Annotated in this window: 25 protein-coding genes; 11 read left to right on the plus strand and 14 right to left on the minus strand. The window is 59.2% G+C overall.

Annotated elements, in window-relative coordinates; all coding sequences use genetic code 11:
• Nucleotides 1-187: 187 nt before the first annotated feature.
• The 7 genes from murA to HBO09_RS13580 form a co-directional block, all read right to left on the minus strand.
• On the minus strand, nucleotides 188-1,453 hold the full coding sequence (murA, locus tag HBO09_RS13550) for a UDP-N-acetylglucosamine 1-carboxyvinyltransferase (RefSeq protein WP_029291769.1): 1,266 nt from the start codon (nucleotides 1,451-1,453) through the stop codon (nucleotides 188-190).
• Between the two features lie 23 nt (nucleotides 1,454-1,476).
• A complete protein-coding gene (locus HBO09_RS13555; protein WP_010567702.1) occupies nucleotides 1,477-1,716 on the minus strand; it encodes a BolA family protein in 240 nt (79 codons plus the stop codon).
• A gap of 114 nt (nucleotides 1,717-1,830) precedes the next feature.
• A complete protein-coding gene (locus tag HBO09_RS13560) occupies nucleotides 1,831-2,136 on the minus strand; it encodes an STAS domain-containing protein (protein WP_169994644.1) in 306 nt (101 codons plus the stop codon).
• A complete protein-coding gene (locus HBO09_RS13565; protein ID WP_092238257.1) occupies nucleotides 2,133-2,786 on the minus strand; it encodes an ABC transporter substrate-binding protein in 654 nt (217 codons plus the stop codon). The genes HBO09_RS13560 and HBO09_RS13565 overlap by 4 nt, the downstream gene beginning before the upstream one ends.
• A gap of 11 nt (nucleotides 2,787-2,797) precedes the next feature.
• A complete protein-coding gene (gene mlaD, locus HBO09_RS13570) occupies nucleotides 2,798-3,265 on the minus strand; it encodes an outer membrane lipid asymmetry maintenance protein MlaD (RefSeq protein ID WP_169994647.1) in 468 nt (155 codons plus the stop codon).
• Nucleotides 3,265-4,062, minus strand: a complete 798-nt coding sequence (gene mlaE, locus HBO09_RS13575) for a lipid asymmetry maintenance ABC transporter permease subunit MlaE (RefSeq protein WP_169994649.1) — start codon at nucleotides 4,060-4,062, stop codon at nucleotides 3,265-3,267. Before mlaE ends, mlaD begins: the two co-directional genes overlap by 1 nt.
• Nucleotides 4,062-4,871: an ATP-binding cassette domain-containing protein gene (locus HBO09_RS13580; RefSeq protein WP_169994651.1), complete on the minus strand. Its 810-nt coding sequence runs from the start codon at nucleotides 4,869-4,871 to the stop codon at nucleotides 4,062-4,064. The genes mlaE and HBO09_RS13580 overlap by 1 nt, the downstream gene beginning before the upstream one ends.
• A 287-nt stretch (nucleotides 4,872-5,158) precedes the next feature.
• On the opposite strand from HBO09_RS13580, the gene HBO09_RS13585 reads away from it, so the two are divergent.
• The 10 genes from HBO09_RS13585 (at nucleotide 5,159) to HBO09_RS13630 (ending at nucleotide 12,169) form a co-directional block, all read left to right on the plus strand.
• Complete coding sequence (locus tag HBO09_RS13585) at nucleotides 5,159-6,133, plus strand: KpsF/GutQ family sugar-phosphate isomerase (RefSeq protein ID WP_115128986.1); 975 nt, start codon at nucleotides 5,159-5,161, stop codon at nucleotides 6,131-6,133.
• Nucleotides 6,134-6,658 (plus strand): HAD family hydrolase, encoded by a 525-nt coding sequence (locus tag HBO09_RS13590; RefSeq protein ID WP_029291786.1) that lies wholly within the window; start codon nucleotides 6,134-6,136, stop codon nucleotides 6,656-6,658.
• An 8-nt stretch (nucleotides 6,659-6,666) separates the two neighbouring features.
• Entirely contained in the window at nucleotides 6,667-7,239 is a 573-nt protein-coding gene (gene lptC, locus HBO09_RS13595) for an LPS export ABC transporter periplasmic protein LptC (protein ID WP_029291788.1), read from the plus strand.
• On the plus strand, nucleotides 7,226-7,759 hold the full coding sequence (lptA, locus tag HBO09_RS13600) for a lipopolysaccharide transport periplasmic protein LptA (protein ID WP_169994653.1): 534 nt from the start codon (nucleotides 7,226-7,228) through the stop codon (nucleotides 7,757-7,759). The genes lptC and lptA overlap by 14 nt, the downstream gene beginning before the upstream one ends.
• Entirely contained in the window at nucleotides 7,759-8,484 is a 726-nt protein-coding gene (gene lptB / locus HBO09_RS13605; RefSeq protein WP_029291791.1) for an LPS export ABC transporter ATP-binding protein, read from the plus strand. The genes lptA and lptB overlap by 1 nt, the downstream gene beginning before the upstream one ends.
• Before the next feature lie 184 nt (nucleotides 8,485-8,668).
• Nucleotides 8,669-10,162: an RNA polymerase factor sigma-54 gene (locus HBO09_RS13610; RefSeq protein WP_032860084.1), complete on the plus strand. Its 1,494-nt coding sequence runs from the start codon at nucleotides 8,669-8,671 to the stop codon at nucleotides 10,160-10,162.
• A 75-nt stretch (nucleotides 10,163-10,237) separates the two neighbouring features.
• Entirely contained in the window at nucleotides 10,238-10,543 is a 306-nt protein-coding gene (raiA, locus tag HBO09_RS13615; RefSeq protein ID WP_029291794.1) for a ribosome-associated translation inhibitor RaiA, read from the plus strand.
• Nucleotides 10,544-10,555: 12 nt separating this feature from the next.
• Entirely contained in the window at nucleotides 10,556-11,020 is a 465-nt protein-coding gene (ptsN, locus tag HBO09_RS13620; protein WP_169994655.1) for a PTS IIA-like nitrogen regulatory protein PtsN, read from the plus strand.
• 2 nt (nucleotides 11,021-11,022) lie between these two features.
• Nucleotides 11,023-11,880, plus strand: a complete 858-nt coding sequence (gene rapZ, locus HBO09_RS13625) for an RNase adapter RapZ (protein WP_169994657.1) — start codon at nucleotides 11,023-11,025, stop codon at nucleotides 11,878-11,880.
• Nucleotides 11,881-11,896: 16 nt separating this feature from the next.
• Nucleotides 11,897-12,169 (plus strand): HPr family phosphocarrier protein, encoded by a 273-nt coding sequence (locus tag HBO09_RS13630; protein WP_169994659.1) that lies wholly within the window; start codon nucleotides 11,897-11,899, stop codon nucleotides 12,167-12,169.
• An 83-nt stretch (nucleotides 12,170-12,252) separates the two neighbouring features.
• Here the strand turns inward: HBO09_RS13630 and HBO09_RS13635 are convergent, their stop codons facing one another.
• The 6 genes from HBO09_RS13635 to pmbA form a co-directional block, all read right to left on the minus strand.
• Nucleotides 12,253-13,146 (minus strand): ZIP family metal transporter, encoded by an 894-nt coding sequence (locus HBO09_RS13635; RefSeq protein ID WP_029291803.1) that lies wholly within the window; start codon nucleotides 13,144-13,146, stop codon nucleotides 12,253-12,255.
• Between the two features lie 31 nt (nucleotides 13,147-13,177).
• Complete coding sequence (locus tag HBO09_RS13640; protein WP_169994661.1) at nucleotides 13,178-13,789, minus strand: superoxide dismutase; 612 nt, start codon at nucleotides 13,787-13,789, stop codon at nucleotides 13,178-13,180.
• Between the two features lies 1 nt (nucleotide 13,790).
• Entirely contained in the window at nucleotides 13,791-14,234 is a 444-nt protein-coding gene (locus HBO09_RS13645; protein WP_169994663.1) for a hypothetical protein, read from the minus strand.
• A 27-nt stretch (nucleotides 14,235-14,261) separates the two neighbouring features.
• Nucleotides 14,262-15,638, minus strand: a complete 1,377-nt coding sequence (locus HBO09_RS13650) for a class II fumarate hydratase (protein ID WP_169994665.1) — start codon at nucleotides 15,636-15,638, stop codon at nucleotides 14,262-14,264.
• On the minus strand, nucleotides 15,631-16,026 hold the full coding sequence (locus HBO09_RS13655; protein ID WP_169994668.1) for a FagA protein: 396 nt from the start codon (nucleotides 16,024-16,026) through the stop codon (nucleotides 15,631-15,633). Before HBO09_RS13655 ends, HBO09_RS13650 begins: the two co-directional genes overlap by 8 nt.
• A 151-nt stretch (nucleotides 16,027-16,177) precedes the next feature.
• Nucleotides 16,178-17,524 (minus strand): metalloprotease PmbA, encoded by a 1,347-nt coding sequence (gene pmbA, locus HBO09_RS13660; protein WP_169950896.1) that lies wholly within the window; start codon nucleotides 17,522-17,524, stop codon nucleotides 16,178-16,180.
• A 108-nt stretch (nucleotides 17,525-17,632) separates the two neighbouring features.
• On the opposite strand from pmbA, the gene yjgA reads away from it, so the two are divergent.
• Nucleotides 17,633-18,154: a ribosome biogenesis factor YjgA gene (yjgA, locus tag HBO09_RS13665; RefSeq protein WP_029291815.1), complete on the plus strand. Its 522-nt coding sequence runs from the start codon at nucleotides 17,633-17,635 to the stop codon at nucleotides 18,152-18,154.
• Between the two features lie 45 nt (nucleotides 18,155-18,199).
• Here yjgA and tldD read toward each other — a convergent pair whose 3' ends face one another.
• Entirely contained in the window at nucleotides 18,200-19,642 is a 1,443-nt protein-coding gene (gene tldD, locus HBO09_RS13670) for a metalloprotease TldD (RefSeq protein WP_029291818.1), read from the minus strand.

Genomic DNA, 19,642 nt, shown 5'->3' on the forward strand with positions numbered 1-19,642 from the left:
ATTGCTGTCCGGTCGCAAACGGCGCCAGACACAGATCGAGGCCATGACAGCCTCGATTTGAAACAAACCAGTGTTTGTAGGAGCGAGCTTGCTCGCGAAGAACTCATGGATACCACGTTGATTCTGGATAAACGCGTTATCGTTGACGTTTTTCGCGAGCAAGCTCGCGCCTACAGTGCAGCTGGGACTAGCCCGGTACGCGGCGGATTTTTGCGCCGAGCATCTGCAGTTTTTCTTCGATGCACTCGTAGCCACGGTCTATGTGGTAGATGCGATCGATCAGGGTGTCGCCGTCAGCGCACAGCGCCGAGATCACCAGGCTGGCCGAAGCCCGCAGGTCGGTGGCCATTACTGGCGCGCCCTTGAGCTGCTCGATACCGGTAACGATGGCGGTGTTGCCTTCGACCTGGATCTTGGCGCCCATGCGGTGCAATTCATACACGTGCATGAAGCGGTTTTCGAAGATGGTCTCGATCACCGCACCGGTGCCTTCGGCAATCGCGTTCAGGGAGATGAACTGTGCCTGCATGTCGGTGGGGAACGCCGGGTACGGAGCAGTACGCACGTTGACGGCTTTAGGCCGCTTGCCGTGCATGTTCAGCTCGATCCAGTCTTCGCCAGTGGTGATTTCGGCGCCGGCTTCGCGCAACTTTTCCAGGACCGCTTCCAGGATAGTCGGATCGGTGTCCTTGACCTTGACGCGACCACCGGTGACGGCAGCAGCAACCAGGTAGGTACCGGTCTCGATACGGTCCGGCATCACTTTGTAGGTCGCCGAGTGCAGGCGCTTCACACCGTCGATGGTGATGGTGTCGGTGCCGGCGCCAGTGATGTTGGCACCCATGGCGATCAGGAAGTTGGCCAGGTCGACCACTTCCGGCTCACGCGCGGCGTTCTGCAGGACGCTACGGCCATTGGCCAGGGCAGCGGCCATCATGATGTTCTCGGTACCGGTCACGCTGACGGTATCAAAGAAGAAGTTGGCGCCACGCAGGCCGCCTTCCGGCGCCTTGGCCTTGATGTAGCCGCCTTCGACGTCGATGGTCGCGCCCATGGCTTCAAGGCCACGGATGTGCAGGTCCACCGGACGCGAACCGATGGCGCAACCGCCAGGCAGTGCCACTTCGGCTTCGCCGAAACGGGCAACCATCGGGCCCAGTACCAGGATCGAGGCACGCATGGTTTTCACCAATTCGTACGGTGCGATCAGGGTCTTGATGGTGCGCGGGTCGATTTCGACCGACAGTTTCTCGTCGATCACCGGCTCAATGCCCATGCGACCGAACAGTTCGATCATGGTAGTGATGTCGTGCAGGTGCGGCAGGTTGGCTACGGTAACCGGGCCATCGCACAGCAAGGTAGCGGCCAGGATCGGCAAGGCCGAGTTTTTAGCCCCGGAGATACGGATTTCGCCATCAAGACGGGCACCGCCGGTAATAATCAATTTATCCATAAGAATCTCGACGCCTTGGGGGCTCAGGTGCGCTCGGCCCAGGCCGCGCGGCTGAAAAATTTCATAGTGACCGCATGGATGCTGCCATCGGTGATCCACGGGTTCAAATGGGCATAGATCTGCTGCTGACGCTTGACCGGGCTCAATGCCGCCAGTTCATCGCTAATCACGTTCAGCTGGAAATTGCAGCCTTCGCCTTCAACTGCAACTTCAGTATTCGGCAGCTTTCCTTCAAGGAAGCTTTTAACTTCTAGGGCCTGCATGCTCAACCTCTATCGGCGCCCAGTGCGCGCGGGTCGCACATCATACAAAAAAGCCCCGCGCCTGCGAACCCCGCATAGCAGGACTCTGACGGGGGGCTTCTTCAATAATGTGTATTAAGGATGCGCCAACAGCTCGGTCAAACCGCTAACCTGGGCAATTTCACGCATATCCTCGGGTAATGCGCGAATACTGACAGGTTTGTTGACCTTTGCTGCGTCACGTAGGAAACACAAGAGCAATGACAAGCCAACACTGCTGGACTTCACCACCGCCGAGCAATCGATAACCAATGCCTGCGCGGTGCTGGCATTGATCAGCGCCTGGCCCTGCTTGCGCAGGACCGGCCCAGTGCTGTAGTCGAGCACGCCACTGAGGAGCAACTCGCCGGCCTGGCCTTGACGAACAGCCGACTCGGTCATGGGGCCTGCTTCTCTGCGGCTTCTTCGGTCACTTCCTTGGCCTTGGCCACTTCACCAGCCCAGCCATCAATGGTCTTGTCCAGGTCGTTGCCATTGCGCTGCATCGCATCGGCGAACTGATCACGGAACAACTTGCCGATGTTGATGCCGTTGATGATCACGTTGCGCACTTTCCACTCACCATTGATTTTCTCAAGGGTGTAGGAAACCGGATAGACCGAGCCATTGTTGCCCTTGACCTGCATATCCACGCTGGTGCGGTTGCCGGACTCATCCTTGGCCGGGGAAACGACGATGCCCTGGTTGTTGTATTCCAGCAGGGCGTTGCCATAGAACTGCATCAGGCTGCGCTTGAAGTTTTCCTGGAAGCGCTGCATCTGCGCAGGCGTAGCCTTGCGCGAGTACTTCACGGTCATGATGCTGCGGGAGATGCCATCAGCGTCGACCACCGGCCCCACGATACCGTTGAGGGCATCGTAGAACGCGCTTGGGCTTTGCTTGTACTGTTCCTTGTTTGCCGCAAGGTCAGCCAGCAGCTCCTTGGTGGTTCTATCAATAATGTCGTGCGCCGTAGGCGCCGCCACGGCGTTAGCCATCAATGGCAAGGCTGCCAACAGCACCAACAGGCCACGTCGCAAGGTAGAGATCATGAACAAACTCCTCATTTGGCGTCTTTGCTAACCGTATTAAGCAGGAATTTACCGATCAGGTCCTCCAATACCAACGACGACTGTGTGTCATGAATGGTCGAACCATCCTTGAGCAAGGCTTCTTCCCCGCCCACGCTGATACCGATGTACTTTTCGCCCAGCAGACCCGCCGTGAGGATAGACGCAGTGGAGTCAGTCGGCAGGTTATCCACCTTCTTGTCCAGCTGCAGGGTCACTCGGCCGGTGAAGCTGTCGCGGTCCAGATCGATTGCCGTGACCTTGCCGATGGTCACACCGGCCATGGTCACTTTGGATCTGACCGTCAAACCGGCGATATTGTCGAAGTAGGCGTAAAGTTTATAGGTATCGGCGGCCGGGCTGGCCGACAAGCCGCTGACTCGCAGGGCGAGCAACAGTAAAGCCAGGATGCCAGCCAGCAAGAAAAGGCCGACACCGATTTCCACAGTGCGGTTTTGCATCAGAAATCTCCAAACATCAAGGCGGTCAAAATGAAGTCAAGGCCCAGTACCGCCAGCGAGGCGTACACAACGGTCTTGGTGGTGGCTCGACTGATCCCTTCTGAAGTGGGCTCACAGTCATAGCCTTGGAATACGGCGATCCAAGTCACGACGAAGGCGAAGACGATGCTCTTGATAATGCCATTGAGCACGTCACCGCTGAAGGTCACGCTGTTTTGCATATTGGCCCAGTAGGAGCCGTCGTAGACTCCCAGCCAGTCCACCGCCACCCACGAACCGCCCCAGATCCCGACCACGCTGAAAATCATCGCCAGCAGTGGCAAGGAGATGAAGCCGGCCCACAGGCGCGGGGCAACAATGTACTTGAGTGGGTCCACGCCGATCATTTCCAGGCTGGACAACTGCTCGGTGGCCTTCATGTTGCCGATCTCGGCGGTCAAGGCAGAACCAGCGCGCCCGGCAAACAGCAATGCCGTAACTACCGGCCCCAGCTCACGCAGCAGCGTCAGCGCAACCATCTGCCCCACCGCCTGCTCGGAACCGTAGCTGGACAGGATATTGAACCCCTGCAACGCCAGCACCATGCCGATGAACACCCCGGAAACCACGATGATCACCAGGGACATCACGCCCACTGAGTGCAGTTGTTTGAGCAGCAAGGCAAAACCACCGCCGATACCACCGCGGCCTAGCAAGGCGTGAAACAGGAAAATCGTCGAACGCCCGAGCACTTCGACGAAGTCGATGGCGGAACGACCGAAAAGGCGGACCTTCTCGATTAAAGATGTCTTGCGCATCAGCGCTTCCCCAGAAGATCTGAGCGGTAGTCCGCTGCCGGAAAATGAAAAGGCACCGGGCCATCAGGATCACCGTTCATGAACTGGCGAATACGCGGGTTATCAGCGTTCATCAGTTCTTCAGGCGTACCCTGCCCCAACACCTGGCCATCGCCGACGACGTAGAGGTAGTCGGCAATGCTCGCGGTTTCGGCCAGGTCATGGGAAACCACGATGCTGGTGATGCCCAGCGCATCGTTGAGCAGGCGGATCAGGCGCACCAGAACGCCCATGGCGATAGGGTCCTGGCCGACAAACGGCTCGTCATACATCAGGATCTGCGGATCGAGGGCAATCGCGCGCGCCAGCGCCACACGCCGCTTCATACCGCCGGAGAGCTCATCTGGCATCAGGTCGATGGCACCGCGAAGGCCGACGGCCTGCAGTTTCAACAGCACGATGTCACGAATCATTTCTTCGGACAGCTGGGTGTGCACCCGCAGCGGGAACGCGACGTTTTCGAAAACATCGAGGTCGGTGAACAGAGCGCCGCTCTGGAACAGCACCCCCATGTGCTTGCGCGCATCGAACAGGTCGCTGCGCGACAGGGTCGGCAGGTTCTGGCCATTGACCCAGACTTCACCGGCAGTGGGACGCAACTGCATGCCCATCAGGCGCAGCAGGGTCGTCTTGCCGCAACCGGACGGCCCCATGATGCCCGTCACCTTGCCGCGGGGAATGCGAATATCGACATTATTGAAGATGCTGCGCGTACCGCGCTTGAAGGAAAGGCCCTTCAGCTCGACCGCGTAGGCGTTATCGGCACTCATCTAAACTCCTTGGGATGCAGCTACTCACTCAGACACCATGTTTGGGACAACTGCTTGCGACAGTTAGACACATGTGAGCTGCGCGGACCGAACTGGCGGCGAACTATATCACCGCTGACATAAAGCGCCCAAGGCCGCAGCAGCGCTTGTTCAGAAACAGGACAGGTAAAAGCGTATTTGAGAGCGTTCTCACATCCGAGCAGAACAAACCCTGACGAACTTGCGTGAGGGAATTGCTCATTACCGCTATAATCGCCGACTTTTCGTCAGGCTATACGATTTCAGACATGAGCCAATCCAGCGACCTTATTCAATCCGCACAACGCACCATCCGCCTCGAGCTTGAAGCCGTAGAAGGCTTGCTGGCCCATATCGACGCAGATTTCGTACGCGCCTGCGAGATGATCCTGGCCAGTAAAGGCCGGGTTGTCGTGGTCGGCATGGGCAAGTCAGGCCATGTTGGCAACAAGATTGCCGCCACTCTGGCCAGCACCGGCACCACGGCGTTTTTCGTGCACCCGGCCGAAGCCAGCCATGGCGACATGGGCATGATCACCCGTGATGACGTGATTCTGGCCCTGTCCAACTCCGGCACCACTAACGAAATCGTGACCTTGCTGCCCCTGATCAAGCGCCTGGGCATCAAGTTGATCAGCATGACCGGCAACCCGGACTCGACGCTGGCCAAGGCCGCCGAAGTGAACCTGAACGTGCATGTAGCCCACGAGGCCTGCCCGCTCAACCTGGCACCGACCTCTTCCACCACTGCCGCCCTGGTCATGGGCGACGCGCTGGCCGTGGCCCTGCTGGAAGCCCGTGGCTTTACCGCCGAAGACTTCGCCTTTTCCCACCCCGGTGGCGCCCTTGGCCGTCGCCTGCTGTTGAAAGTGGAAAATGTGATGCATGCCGGCGACGAACTGCCTCAGGTACAGCGTGGCACCCTGCTCAAGGACGCGTTGATGGAAATGACCCGCAAGGGCCTGGGCATGACCGTGATTCTCGAGGCCGACGGCCGCCTGGCCGGGGTCTTCACCGACGGCGACCTGCGCCGCACCCTGGACCGCACCATCGATATCCATACCGCGACCATCGATCAGGTCATGACCCCTCACGGCAAGACCGCCCGCGCCGAAATGCTCGCGGCCGAAGCCCTGAAGATCATGGAAGACCATAAAATCGGCGCCCTGGTGGTGGTCGATGATGCCGACCATCCGATTGGCGCCCTGAACATGCACGATTTGCTGCGCGCAGGAGTGATGTAAATGAACACCGACCTGTTGCAACGGGGCAAGGCCATTAAACTGGCAATTTTCGACGTCGACGGCGTACTGACCGATGGCCGACTGTACTTTCTCGAAGACGGTAGTGAATTCAAGACTTTCAACACGCTGGACGGCCAGGGCATCAAGATGCTGATGGCCTCTGGCGTGCAAACCGCGATTATCAGTGGTCGCAAGACCCCAGTCGTAGAACGCCGCGCACAAAACCTGGGGATTCCTTACCTCTACCAGGGCCGCGAGGATAAACTGGTGGTCCTGGACGAGCTTCTTGGCAAACTCAACCTAAGCTATGAGCAGGTTGCCTATCTGGGCGATGACTTGCCTGACCTGCCGGTAATTCGCCGCGTAGGCCTGGGCATGGCCGTGGCCAATGCCGCATCGTTTGTTCGCGAACACGCCCACGGCATTACCCAGGCCCGTGGCGGCGAAGGCGCCGCCCGCGAGTTCTGCGAGCTGATCCTGCGTGCCCAGGGCAGCCTTGAAGCAGCCCACGCCGCCTACCTATAGAGCCTTCTATGCTGAGCAAAAAGATTCGCAACTTCCTGATATTCGGGGCCATCGCCGCACTGTTCCTAGCGGTGGGCTACTGGAATATCAGCCCGGAGCGCTTCCTCGACCAGCCTGTCGTGCAGGCCGACCAGGGTGCTATCGACTATTACGCCACCAACGCCTACAGCGTTCAGTTCCTGCCTGACGGCAAGGTGCAGTACGAAATGACGTCGGACAAGGTCGAACACTTGAAGGCTTCGGAGGTCACATTGCTGACCAATCCGGACCTGAACCTGTATCGCGGCACCGAATTCCCGTGGCACGTCACCAGCAAGCGTGGCGAGGTCAACCCGGACGGTACCGAGGTGGAGCTGATCGACTCGGTGCGCGTTGCGCGTACCGACGCCCAGAACCGCGACACCATCATTACCAGCAGTCGCATGACCGTATTCCCACAGAAGCAATATGCGCAGACCGAGCAAGACGTTAGAATCGACGGCGCTGGCGGTGTATCGACTGGCAAGGGAATGAAAGCGTATTTGAAAGAAAGCAGGATACACCTGCTATCGAACGTAAGAGGACAGTATGAGGCTCGTTAAAACCCTCCCTATTTTGCTCGGTCTGGGCGCAGCACTGGGAAGCGTGAGCGCCTGGGCTCTGCCGAACGATAGCCAGCAACCGATCCACATCTCGGCTGACGATGCGCAGTTGGATGACAAGAAAGGCATCGCGACATACACCGGCGGCGTGATCATCACTCAGGGCTCAATGAAGATCACCGGCAATACGGTGACCCTGACGCGCACCCAGGCTGGCGATATTGACGTGGTGACCTCGGTAGGCAACCTGGCTTACTTCGAACAGAAGCAGTCCGATACCGACACCGGCCCGATGAAGGGCTACGGCAAGACCATCCAGTATCACGCCCAGCAGAACCGTATCGTGCTGATCGACCAGGCCAAGGTGCTCAGCCCCGATGGCAATTCCACGGAAGGTGAAAAAATCACCTATGACACCGTGAAGCAGATCGCCAATGCCGGTCGTGCCAATGGCAGCAAGGTGACCGCACCACGCCCACGTATCGACATGGTTATCCAGCCGAAGAAGAAGGCCCAGTAATGGCAACCCTGAAAGCCCAGCATCTGGCCAAGGCCTATAAAAGCCGACAGGTCGTGCGCGACGTCAGCCTGTCGATCGACAGCGGCCAGATCGTCGGCCTGCTTGGCCCCAACGGTGCCGGCAAGACCACCTGCTTCTACATGATCGTCGGTCTGGTCCAGGCGGACCAGGGTCGTGTATTGATCGACGACCTGGACGTCAGCCATCAGCCAATGCACGGTCGTGCACGGGCCGGTATCGGCTATCTCCCCCAAGAGGCGTCGATTTTCCGCAAATTGTCAGTGTCCGACAACATCATGGCGATCCTTGAAACCCGTAAGGAACTGGATCGCGACGGGCGCCGCCAGGAGCTGGAAAGCCTGCTGCAGGAGTTCCACATCAACCACATTCGCGACAACCTCGGCATGAGCCTGTCCGGCGGTGAGCGGCGTCGTGTGGAAATCGCCCGCGCCCTGGCCACAGCACCGAAGTTCATCCTGCTGGACGAACCCTTCGCCGGTGTCGACCCGATCTCGGTAGGCGACATTAAGCAGATTATCCATCACCTCAAGGCCAAGGGGATCGGCGTGCTGATCACCGACCACAACGTGCGTGAGACCCTGGATATCTGCGAAACCGCCTATATCGTAAACGACGGCCAACTGATTGCCGAAGGCGACTCCGCCACCATCCTGGCCAACGAACTGGTTAAGGAAGTGTATCTGGGGCACGAGTTCCGCCTGTAAACACTGTGGAGTCAGGACATTCGCCATCGAGCGCGGCAGTCAATAAAAACCTCATTATTTTTATTGTTACCGCGCTCTAGGCAAAGCCCCCGATATCAGGCATATAATTTGCTTATGTTTGGCGCTCACGCGCCCTGTCGTGGATGGCGCATTGCGCCGGCGAATAAGGTGTTAAGCCCCTGCCATGAAACCATCGCTAGTCCTGAGAATGGGCCAGCAGCTGACGATGACACCGCAGCTGCAACAGGCCATCCGCCTGCTCCAATTGTCGACCCTGGACCTGCAACAGGAAATCCAGGAGGCCCTGGAGTCCAACCCGATGCTCGAACGCCAGGAAGAAGGCGACGACTTCGACAATGCCGACCCACTGGCCGACAACATAGAGCAAAAACCCAATACCGACGTCCAGGAACCGTCCTACCAGGAAACCGCCCCCACGGTGGATAATCTGGAAGAAGGCGAATGGAACGAACGCATTCCCAATGAGCTGCCCGTGGACACCGCCTGGGAAGATGTCTACCAGACCAGCGCCAGCAGCCTGCCCAGCAACGACGATGACGAGTGGGACTTCACCACCCGCACCTCCGTCGGCGAAAGCCTGCAGAGCCACTTACTGTGGCAACTGAACCTGGCCCCCATGTCCGACACCGATCGCCTGATCGCCGTGACCCTGATCGACTGCATCAATAATCAGGGCTATCTGGACGAAACCCTCGAGGAAATCCTCGAGGCCTTCGACCCGGAACTGGACATCGAGCTGGACGAAATCGAAGCGGTCCTGCACCGCATCCAGCAGTTCGAGCCCGCCGGTATCGGCGCACGCAATCTGAGCGAATGCCTGCTGCTACAACTGCGCCAACTGCCCGCGAAGACACCATGGCTGGCCGAGGCCCAACGCCTGGTCACTGACTACATCGACCTGCTGGGCAGTCGCGATTACAGCCAGCTGATGCGCCGGATGAAGCTCAAGGAAGATGACCTGCGCCAGATCATCGAGCTGGTGCAGAGTCTCAACCCGCGCCCCGGCTCGCAAATCGAGTCTAGCGAGGCGGAATACGTGGTCCCTGACGTGATCGTGCGCAAGGACAACGAGCGCTGGCTGGTGGAACTGAACCAGGAATCGGTGCCACGCCTGCGGGTCAACCCGCAATACGCAGGTTTCGTGCGCCGGGCCGATACCAGTGCTGACAACACCTTCATGCGCAACCAGCTGCAGGAAGCGCGCTGGTTCATCAAGAGCCTGCAAAGCCGCAACGAAACCCTGATGAAAGTGGCCACCCAGATCGTCGAGCATCAGCGCGGCTTCCTGGAATACGGCGACGAGGCGATGAAGCCGTTGGTGCTGCATGATATTGCCGAAGCCGTTGGCATGCATGAATCGACCATTTCACGGGTAACCACCCAAAAATTCATGCATACCCCACGGGGTATATATGAGCTGAAATACTTTTTCTCCAGCCACGTCAGCACCTCCGAAGGCGGCGAATGCTCGTCCACGGCGATCCGCGCGATCATCAAAAAACTGGTTGCCGCGGAAAATCAGAAAAAGCCGTTGAGTGACAGCAAGATCGCTGGTTTACTGGAGGCACAAGGCATTCAGGTCGCCCGTCGAACCGTCGCCAAGTACCGCGAATCCCTTGGGATCGCGCCTTCCAGCGAGCGTAAGCGGTTGATGTGACGGGCGGGCCACAGCGTTCCAGTGGCGGGTATTCCTACCCGCCGCTTTATGCACTGGCAACGAAGGAGAAGCTGTATGCAAGTCAACATCAGTGGACACCAACTGGAAGTGACCGAACCGCTGCGCGCCTACATCAGCGAGAAACTCAAACGAATTGAGGGGCATTTCGACAAGATCACCAATGTGCAAGTCATCATGTCTGTCGAAAAGCTGAAGCAGAAAATCGAAGCCACCTTGCGTATACCCGGCGGGGAAGTCGTTGCCAATGCAGAGCATGCAGATATGTATGCCGCCATTGACGACCTGACCGACAAGCTGGATCGCCAAATCAAAAAGCATAAGGAAAAGCAGCAGAGCCTTCTTCAAGGCACAGGCCGCTAACACTCCCCACCCATGATTCGACTTGAAACCATCCTGACCCCCGGCCGTTCCCTCGTGGACGTGCCGGGCGGCAGTAAAAAGAGAGCCCTCGAACAGATTGCCAACCTGATCGGCCGTGAAGTGCCTGAACTGGATACGCAAGATGTGTACGAGGCCCTGATTGCCCGTGAAAAACTCGGCTCGACCGGTTTTGGCAACGGCATCGCAATTCCACACTGCCGCCTCAAAGGCTGTGAAACCCCGGTCAGCGCCCTGCTGCACCTGGAGGCCCCCATTGATTTCGACGCCATCGATGGCGCCCCGGTTGACCTGCTGTTCGTCCTGCTGGTCCCGGAAGCTGCTACCGATGCGCACCTGGAGCTGCTCCGGCAGATCGCCAGCATGCTCGACCGTGAAGAAGTACGTAAGAAACTGCGTAGCGCCAGCACCAATGAAGCGCTTTATCAGGTTGTCCTGGAAGAGCAAAGCGGGCAGTAATCATGCGTTTGATCATCGTCAGCGGGCGTTCCGGCTCAGGTAAAAGTACTGCCCTCAACGTGCTTGAGGACAACGGCTTCTATTGCATCGACAACTTGCCGGCCGGCCTGTTGCCCGAGTTGGCAGAACGCGCACTGATCCATACCGAGCTAGCGCAACCGCTGGTGGCCGTGTCGATTGACGCGCGCAACCTGCCCAGCCACCTCACACGATTCCCGGAATTGCTTGAAGAGGTACGCGCCAAGCATATCCATTGCGACGTGCTGTACCTGGATGCCGACGAAGAAACGCTGCTCAAGCGCTTCTCGGAAACCCGTCGCCGCCACCCGCTGAGTAGCCCGCACCGCTCGCTGGCGGAAGCCATTGAGGACGAGACCAAGCTGCTGGGGCCGATCATTGATTTGGCCGACCTCAAGATCAACACCACCAGCCTGAACCTTTACCAACTGCGTGACGCCATCAAGCTGCGCCTGCTGAACCAGCCGGAGCCCGGCACGGCATTCCTGGTTGAATCCTTTGGTTTCAAGCGGGGCATGCCGATAGACGCAGACCTGGTATTTGACGTGCGCTGCCTCCCCAACCCTTACTGGAAGCCGGAACTGCGCGATCAGTCAGGCCTGGACCAACCGGTTGCCGAGTACCTGGCGGCTCAACCGGATGTCGAAGAGATGTTCCAGGATATCTCCAGCTACCTGCTCAAGTGGCTACCGCGCTTTGCCGCGAGCAACCGGGCCTATGTCACCATCGCTATCGGCTGCACCGGCGGGCATCACCGCTCCGTCTACCTGACCGAGCGCCTGGGCCAGGTCTTGCAGAAAACCCTCAAGAATGTCCAGGTTCGCCACCGCGACCTTAGCTGAAAGGAACACCTTCGCGATGCCCGCTCTGGAAATTGAAATCATCAACAAACTGGGCTTGCATGCCCGCGCGTCGGCCAAATTTGTCGGGGTAGCGGGCCAGTTTCCTTGCCAGGTCCGGGCCGGGCGTACAGCAGAATCCATGGTCGACGGCAAAAGCATCATGGCGATGATGATGCTGGCTGCCGGCAAGGGCACCACGATTCACCTGAAGACCGAGGGTGAGCAGGAACAGGAAGCGCTGGAAGCGCTGGTGAAGTTGATCAACAACTACTTCGATGAAGGCGAATAGCCCCTTGCCCAACATAAATCCCATGTGTACGGGCTTGTGTGGGAGCTGGCAAGCCAGCTCCTAAATTGGTTTTGCGCTAAAAGTCAGCCCAACGCTGTATCCATCGCCATCATCAAGCAAAACCCGATGCACAATCCCAGGCTGGCCAGCTTGTCATGGCCATTACGCCGCGACTCGGGGATCACCTCATGAGTCACCACCAATAACATTGCCCCCGCCGCCAATGCCAGCCCCAGTGGCAACAGCATTTCGGCCAGACTGACCAACCAGGCGCAGAGCACGGCAAACACCGGCTCAACCAGCCCGGACGCCGCACCGATCAGGAATGCCTTGACCCGCGACATCCCTGCCCCCGCTAGCACCAACGCAATCACCAGGCCTTCCGGCACATCTTGCAAGGCGATGCCCATGGCCAGACTGTCGGCATCAGGCATGCCGCCACCGGCCGAGACACCTACCGCCATGCCTTCGGGAATGTTGTGGGCAATGATAGCGAACACAAACAGCCAGATGCGCGGTGGAATTACCGGTTTGTCAGGCGTGCCGACCAGCATCTCCGGGCTGGCACCGGAGACCTTGCGGTCCACTAGGAACAAACCGAAAGCGCCCAGCATGATGCCAAAACTGATCAACCCGCTGGAGGCCCAAGGCGTGAGCCCCAGATTTTCGGCAGCGGCGATTCCCGGCACGACCAGCGAGAACGCCGTCGCCGCCAGCATCACCCCAGCACCAAACCCCAGTAATGTATCGCTGACCGCCAGCGGCATCCGCCGGATTACCAATACCGGCACCGCGCCCAATGCCGTGCCCAAGGCACAGATTGCACCACCTTGCAGGGCCCGCAGGATGCGCGGCTCCAGGTCCAGCCAGGCCAGCCCGTGGGCCACCAGCAATGCAGTTCCCGCCAATAGCAGCAGCGAGCCAAACGCATAGCGGAACATTCGCACGCTGCTGATCGCCAGTGTTTCAGTGCCCATAGTCGGCCTTAGGTCTTGTTATGAGAGAGCATTAAGCCAATGCAGCCTGGTAGCGCTCAGCGACTTCCGGCCAGTTGATAACACTGTAGAAGGCATTGATGTACTCAGGACGGCGGTTTTGATAAAGCAGGTAGTAGGCGTGTTCCCACACGTCTAGACCGAGGATCGGCGTATTGCCGTTCATCAGCGGACTGTCCTGGTTACCGCTACTTTCGACCACCAGGGTCTTTTGCGGGTTCACGCTCAGCCAAGCCCAACCACTGCCGAATCGGGTCAGCGCGGCCTTGGTGAATGCTTCCTTGAACGCATCAAAACCGCCTAGTTGCGCATCAATCGCCTGGCCCAACGCGCCGCCGGGCTTACCACCTCCCTTGGGCGACATGACGGCCCAGAACAGCGAATGGTTGGCATGACCACCACCTTGGTTGATCACTGCAGCGCGCAGTTTTTCCGGCAGTTGCTGAACGCTGGAGACCAGTTTCTCTACCGGCCAGCCGGCAAACTCGGTGCCTTCGACGGCAGCATTGAGGTTATTGATATAGGTCTGGTGGTGCTTGGTGTAGTGAATTTCCATGGTTTGCGCATCGATATGCGGCTCCAGGGCATCGTAGGCGTAAGGCAAGGCAGGCAAGGTGTAGGACATATCAATGTGCTCCATAAAAAGGGCTGTTGCGGGTCGGCGCATCGGTCTGCGCCGTATGGCTGCCCAGCAAGCGATGGGTGCGGGGGTACTCGCCGTGATCGCTAATGAAATTCAACAGTTCGACGTAGGTCTTGCTGCTCTGGCGCAAGGCCGCCTCGCGCAAAGGCTGAGGCAGGCGGGTGTTCTGCATGGTCTGCAGCAAGCGCTGGTGAATGGCGCAGAGGTATTCGGCGCTTTCCTCAGGCTGGTTCAGGCGCAAGTGCAGGTCCGCCAGGTTGTGATGGGAAATAACGCAAGCTGCCACTGCCTCGTCGGCATCACCCCAGCGCGCGAACAACACTTGGGCCAGGGCCAGGGCTTGCAGGTAATGCTCGCGGGCATCCACCAGTTCGCCCTGCATAAAGCAGCGATTAGCCCGTTCGATCGTGCGTTTCCAGTGCTCCATGGTGAGCCTCCAAAGCAGGGTCGGTGATTACACGCCGCCCGCCGTGAGCTTTTCCGGATCCAGGAGGATTTCCAGTTGGCTGCGGGGCAGATCGGTGTGTTCGAGCGCCACATCAATCACCGGCCGGCCTTGTTGGTAGGCTTTCTTGGCGATTTCAGCGGCCTTTTGGTAACCAATGATCGGGTTGAGTGCAGTGACCAGGATCGGGTTGCGCGAGAGCGCTTCCTTGAGCTTGGGTTCGTTGACCTTGAAGCTGGCGATGGCCTTGTCCGCCAGCAGGCGGCTGGAGTTGGCCAGCAACTCCAGGCTACTGAGCAGGTTCTGGGCGATGATCGGCAGCATCACGTTGAGTTCGAAGTTGCCAGACTGACCTGCGATGGTGATTGCGCTGTCATTGCCGATCACCTGTGCCGCAACCATGGCCGTAGCCTCTGGAATCACCGGGTTGACCTTGCCCGGCATGATCGACGAGCCCGGCTGCAGGCCTTCGAGTTCGATTTCACCAAGACCGGCGAGCGGGCCGGAGTTCATCCAGCGCAGGTCGTTGGCGATTTTCATCAGCGACACGGCAATGGCTTTGAGTTGGCCGGAAACGGCAACGGCGGTGTCCTGGGAGCCAATCAAGGCGAACAGATTCTTGCCTGGCGTGAACTGCACCTGGGTCAGGCTGCTCAGTTGCTGACTGAAACGTGCAGCAAACTCAGGATGCGCGTTGATCCCGGTACCTACCGCAGTGCCGCCCTGGGCCAGGGCCTGCAGGCTTGGCAGCAAGCCCTGCAAGTGCGCGATATTGGCCTTGAGTTGCTGCGCCCATCCTTCGAGCACCTGACTCATGCGTACAGGCATGGCGTCCATCAGGTGAGTACGCCCGGTCTTGATGAACGGATGGACTTCTACCGCCTTGCGCTCGATCACCTCAACCAGGTGCAGCAAGGCCGGCAAAGTCTGTTCATGCAGCACCAGCGCGGCGCTGACGTGAATGGTGGTCGGGATGATGTCGTTGCTGCTTTGCCCGCAATTGACGTGGTCATTGGGGTTGACCGGCTCGCCCAGCATGCGGCTGGCCAGGGTCGCGATCACTTCGTTGGCATTCATGTTGGAACTGGTGCCGGAACCGGTCTGAAAGATATCCACCGGGAAGTGCTGCATGAAGTCGCCTTCCAGCAAGCCTTGGGCGGCGTCGACGATGGCTTTGCCCTGGCTTGCGCTGATCTGCTGGAGATCGACGTTGGCCTTGGCGGCCGCAGCCTTGGCCAGGATCAGGGCGCGAATGAACTGGGTCGGCATGCGTTGGTGGCTGATCGGAAAGTTGTTCACCGCACGCTGAGTCTGGGGGCCATACAAAGCCTCAGCGGGGACTTGCAACTCGCCCATGCTGTCACGTTCGATACGGGTATTACTCATCAGAAGATCCTTGCACCAAGTCGGAGTGAGAAATAGAAGGCAGCAATTCACAAGTCGCCAATTGCCAGGCAAAGGTCTGCCAGCGCTTGAGGCGGCAGGCGCAGTGAGAGAGGTTTTCCAAGTCGCGCAGTGGGCGCCAGGCCTGGTCCAGGCACGTGGAGCGCCAATGCAATGGCAAGGCGATATCGGTGGCGGTATCGATCAGCAAGCGGAACGAGGTCTCGGCGATGGTCCACGGGTGCGTGGCCGTGCAGCAGGCCAGGTAGCGACCTTCATTCAGGTAATGCTCGATCAGGCGTGGCTCGTCAGGGTTGAGTCCACAGCGAATCTGGCGACTCATCCAACGCCAGCTTTCCAGATAGGGATCCTCGTGCAGGACAGAACTCATGATCCACGCTCGCTCGATAATGAGATTTATTATTAAATGATATTAAGAATCAAAACAAGCTATTGAGCCAATACCTTTGTCGGCCTTGTAATATTCCAGGCAAAAAAAAGCGCCACCCTTGGGGTGGCGCTGCCATGTAACGATTAGGTGTCTAGCTGCCGGCAACGGTCATGCGTTCGATCAGCACCGAGCCGGTGCGAATATTGCTGCGCAGTTCCAGATCGTTACCCACGGCGACAATCTGCTTGAACATATCGCGCATATTGCCGGCGATGGTCACTTCCTGGACGGCGAATTGGATTTCGCCATTCTCCACCCAGAACCCCGCCGCGCCTCGGGAATAATCGCCCGTCACCATGTTCAAGCCGTGACCCATCAACTCGGTCACCAGCAAACCACGGCCCATGCGCCGCAGTAGCGCCGCCTGGTCTTCATCGCCATGGGTCACGAACAGGTTGTGAACGCCACCGGAGTTCGCGGTACTGGGCAAACCAAGCTTGCGCCCGGCATAGGTACCAAGCACGTAGGAAACCAGCTCACCATTTTCGACAAACGGCTTGGCGTAGGTCGCCAGGCCATCGCCATCAAAGGCCGAACTGCCCATGGCCCGCATCAGATGCGGGCGCTCATCCAGGGTCAGCCACTCAGGAAACAACTTCTGCCCCAGCGCGCCCTCAAGGAACGACGACTTGCGGTACAGGTTGCCCCCGGAAATCGCCCCCAGGAAGCTACCGAACAGACCGCCCGCCAACTCCGCCGAAAACAGCACCGGCACTTCGCAAGTCGGCACCGGGCGTGCGCCCAGGCGGCTCGCGGCCCGTTGCGCGGCGCGCTGGCCAATGCTCACCGGGTCCGCCAGCAACTCGCCCTGGCGACTCACGTCATACCAGTAGTCACGCTGCATCTGGCCATCGGCCTCGGCGATCATCACGCAGCTCAGGCTATGGCGTGTCGACGCATAGCCGCCGATAAAGCCATGACTGTTCCCATACACACGGCAACCCTGATGGGTGCTCAAGGTGGTGCCATCGGCATTCTTGATTCGGCTGTCGGTATCAAATGCCGCAGCTTCGCAGGCTAGGGCCTTTTCGATCGCCTGCTCGGGAGTGATATCCCAGGCGTGATACAGATCGAAATCTTTCAGGTCCCGCGCCATCAAGGCCGCATCCGCCAAACCGGACGCCTCGTCTTCGGAGGTGTGCTTGGCAATCGCCAGCGCGGCGGCAACGGTTTCGCGAATGGCTTCCGGACCGCTGGCCGAGGTGCTGGCCGAGCCTTTGCGCTGCCCCACATACAAGGTGATGCCAAAACCCTGGTCGCGGTTGAACTCAACGGTTTCCACTTCCCGCTGACGTACCGAAGTCGACAAGCCCTGCTCCAGCGACACCGCCACTTCACAGGCACTGGCCCCTTGGCGCTTGGCCTCGGCAATGATCTGCTCAACTTGTTCCTGCAGTGCCGGTAACGCTTGTGGACCGACGCTTTGGGCTGCACTCATGGTTTTCTCCACTCAAATTCTGCTTTCGGTTAAGGCCATCGAGCGACCGGGCCGGACAAGCGGCCCCCGACTGGTTATCATGGCGGCGTTTCTTTGCGGACTGCCACCATGGTTGATTCTTACGACGACTCCCTCGATGGGGAGAAAAGCAAAACCCAGGTCAAACGCGAGCTGCATGCTCTGGTTGATCTTGGCGAGCGCCTTACAACACTCAAGCCGGACTTGATTGCCAAACTGCCATTGACCGACGAAATGCGCCGGGCCCTGGCGGATGCACCCAAGCACACCGCGAATATCGCGCGTAAACGGCACATCATGTTTATCGGCAAGCTGATGCGCGACCAGGACACTGACGCCATTCTGACTTTGCTCGACCAACTCGATGCTTCCACCCGCCAGTACAACGAACGCTTCCATAACCTGGAGCGTTGGCGCGACCGCCTGATCGGCGGTGACGACGCTGTATTGGAGAAGTTCGTCCTGGACTATCCGGATGCCGACCGCCAGCAACTGCGCTCCCTGATCCGTCAGGCCCAGCACGAACTGGCACAGAACAAGGCGCCGGCCACCAGCCGTAAAATCTTCAAGTACATCCGTGAGCTGGACGAGACTCAACGCGGCCTGCGCTGATCCTCTTCCCCGGGTGGCGGTCTTCGCCACCCGAAGCTCCACGCCTTACGACCCCGTGCCACCCACGGTGATCGCATCAATTTTCAGGGTTGGCTGGCCGACACCGACCGGCACCGATTGCCCATCCTTGCCACACATCCCCACACCGCTGTCCAGCGCCAGGTCGTTACCGACCATCGACACCTTGCTCATGGCTTCCGGGCCGTTGCCAATCAGGGTTGCGCCCTTGACCGGCGCGGTGATCTTGCCGTCTTCGATCAAATAGGCTTCGCTGGTGGAGAACACGAACTTGCCGCTGGTGATATCCACCTGGCCACCACCCAGGTTGGCGCAATAGATCCCACGCTTCACCGAAGCAATGATCTCTGCCGGATCGCTTTCACCCGCCAACATGTAGGTATTGGTCATGCGCGGCATAGGTAAATGCGCGTAGGACTCACGACGACCGTTGCCGGTGCGCGCCACGCCCATCAGGCGCGCGTTGAGCTTGTCTTGCATATAGCCCTTGAGCACGCCGTTTTCGATCAGCGTGGTGCACTCGGTGGGCGTGCCTTCGTCATCGACGCTCAGGGAGCCACGGCGACCGGCCAATGTGCCGTCATCGACGATGGTGCAGAGCTTGGAGGCGACCATTTCGCCCATGCGCCCGCTGTAGGCGGAACTGCCCTTGCGGTTGAAGTCGCCTTCCAGGCCATGCCCCACCGCTTCGTGCAGCAATACCCCAGACCAGCCCGAACCCAGCACCACCGGCAGCGTACCGGCCGGCGCCGGGATGGCTTCCAGGTTGACCAGCGCCTGGCGCAACGCCTCGCGGGCATAACCCATGGCTCGGTCTTCGGTGAGGAAATAGCGATAATCCGTGCGCCCGCCGCCGCCATGACCGCCACGCTCGCGACGCCCGTTCTGCTCGACGATCACACTGACATTGAAACGCACCAGCGGCCGCACATCCGCCGCCAGGCTGCCATCGGTGGACGCCACCAGGATGCGCTCCCAAACACCGGCCATGCTCACACTCACCTGCTGGATGCGCGGGTCGAGGGCACGGGTTGCGGCATCCACACGCTTGAGCAGCTCGACCTTTTCGGCACGGCTGATCACTTCCAGCGGGTTGTCCGGGCCGTACAACTGGGTCACGTCCTGGGTGCTGAACGCCTGTACGGTGCCGTTCTGTCCGGCACGGGAAATCGAGCGCGCCGCACGGGCGGCCAGGCCCAGGGCTTCCAGGGTAATGGCATTGCTATAGGCAAAGCCGGTCTTCTCACCGGACTGCGCACGTACACCAACCCCTTGGTCCAGGTTGAAGCTGCCGTCCTTGACGATCCCATCTTCCAGGGACCATGACTCAGAGATCTGGCCCTGGAAATACAGGTCTGCTGCATCGATGCCCGGCCCGGCCAGGTCGCCCAGTACGGTTTGCAGACTTTCGATGGTCACGCCACCGGGCGCCAGGAGGTGTTCACTGACTGAGGACAACAACTCGCTCAT

Origin of the sequence: Pseudomonas sp. WS 5027, assembly GCF_012985695.1 — a bacterium.
Lineage (GTDB): Bacteria > Pseudomonadota > Gammaproteobacteria > Pseudomonadales > Pseudomonadaceae > Aquipseudomonas > Aquipseudomonas hygromyciniae.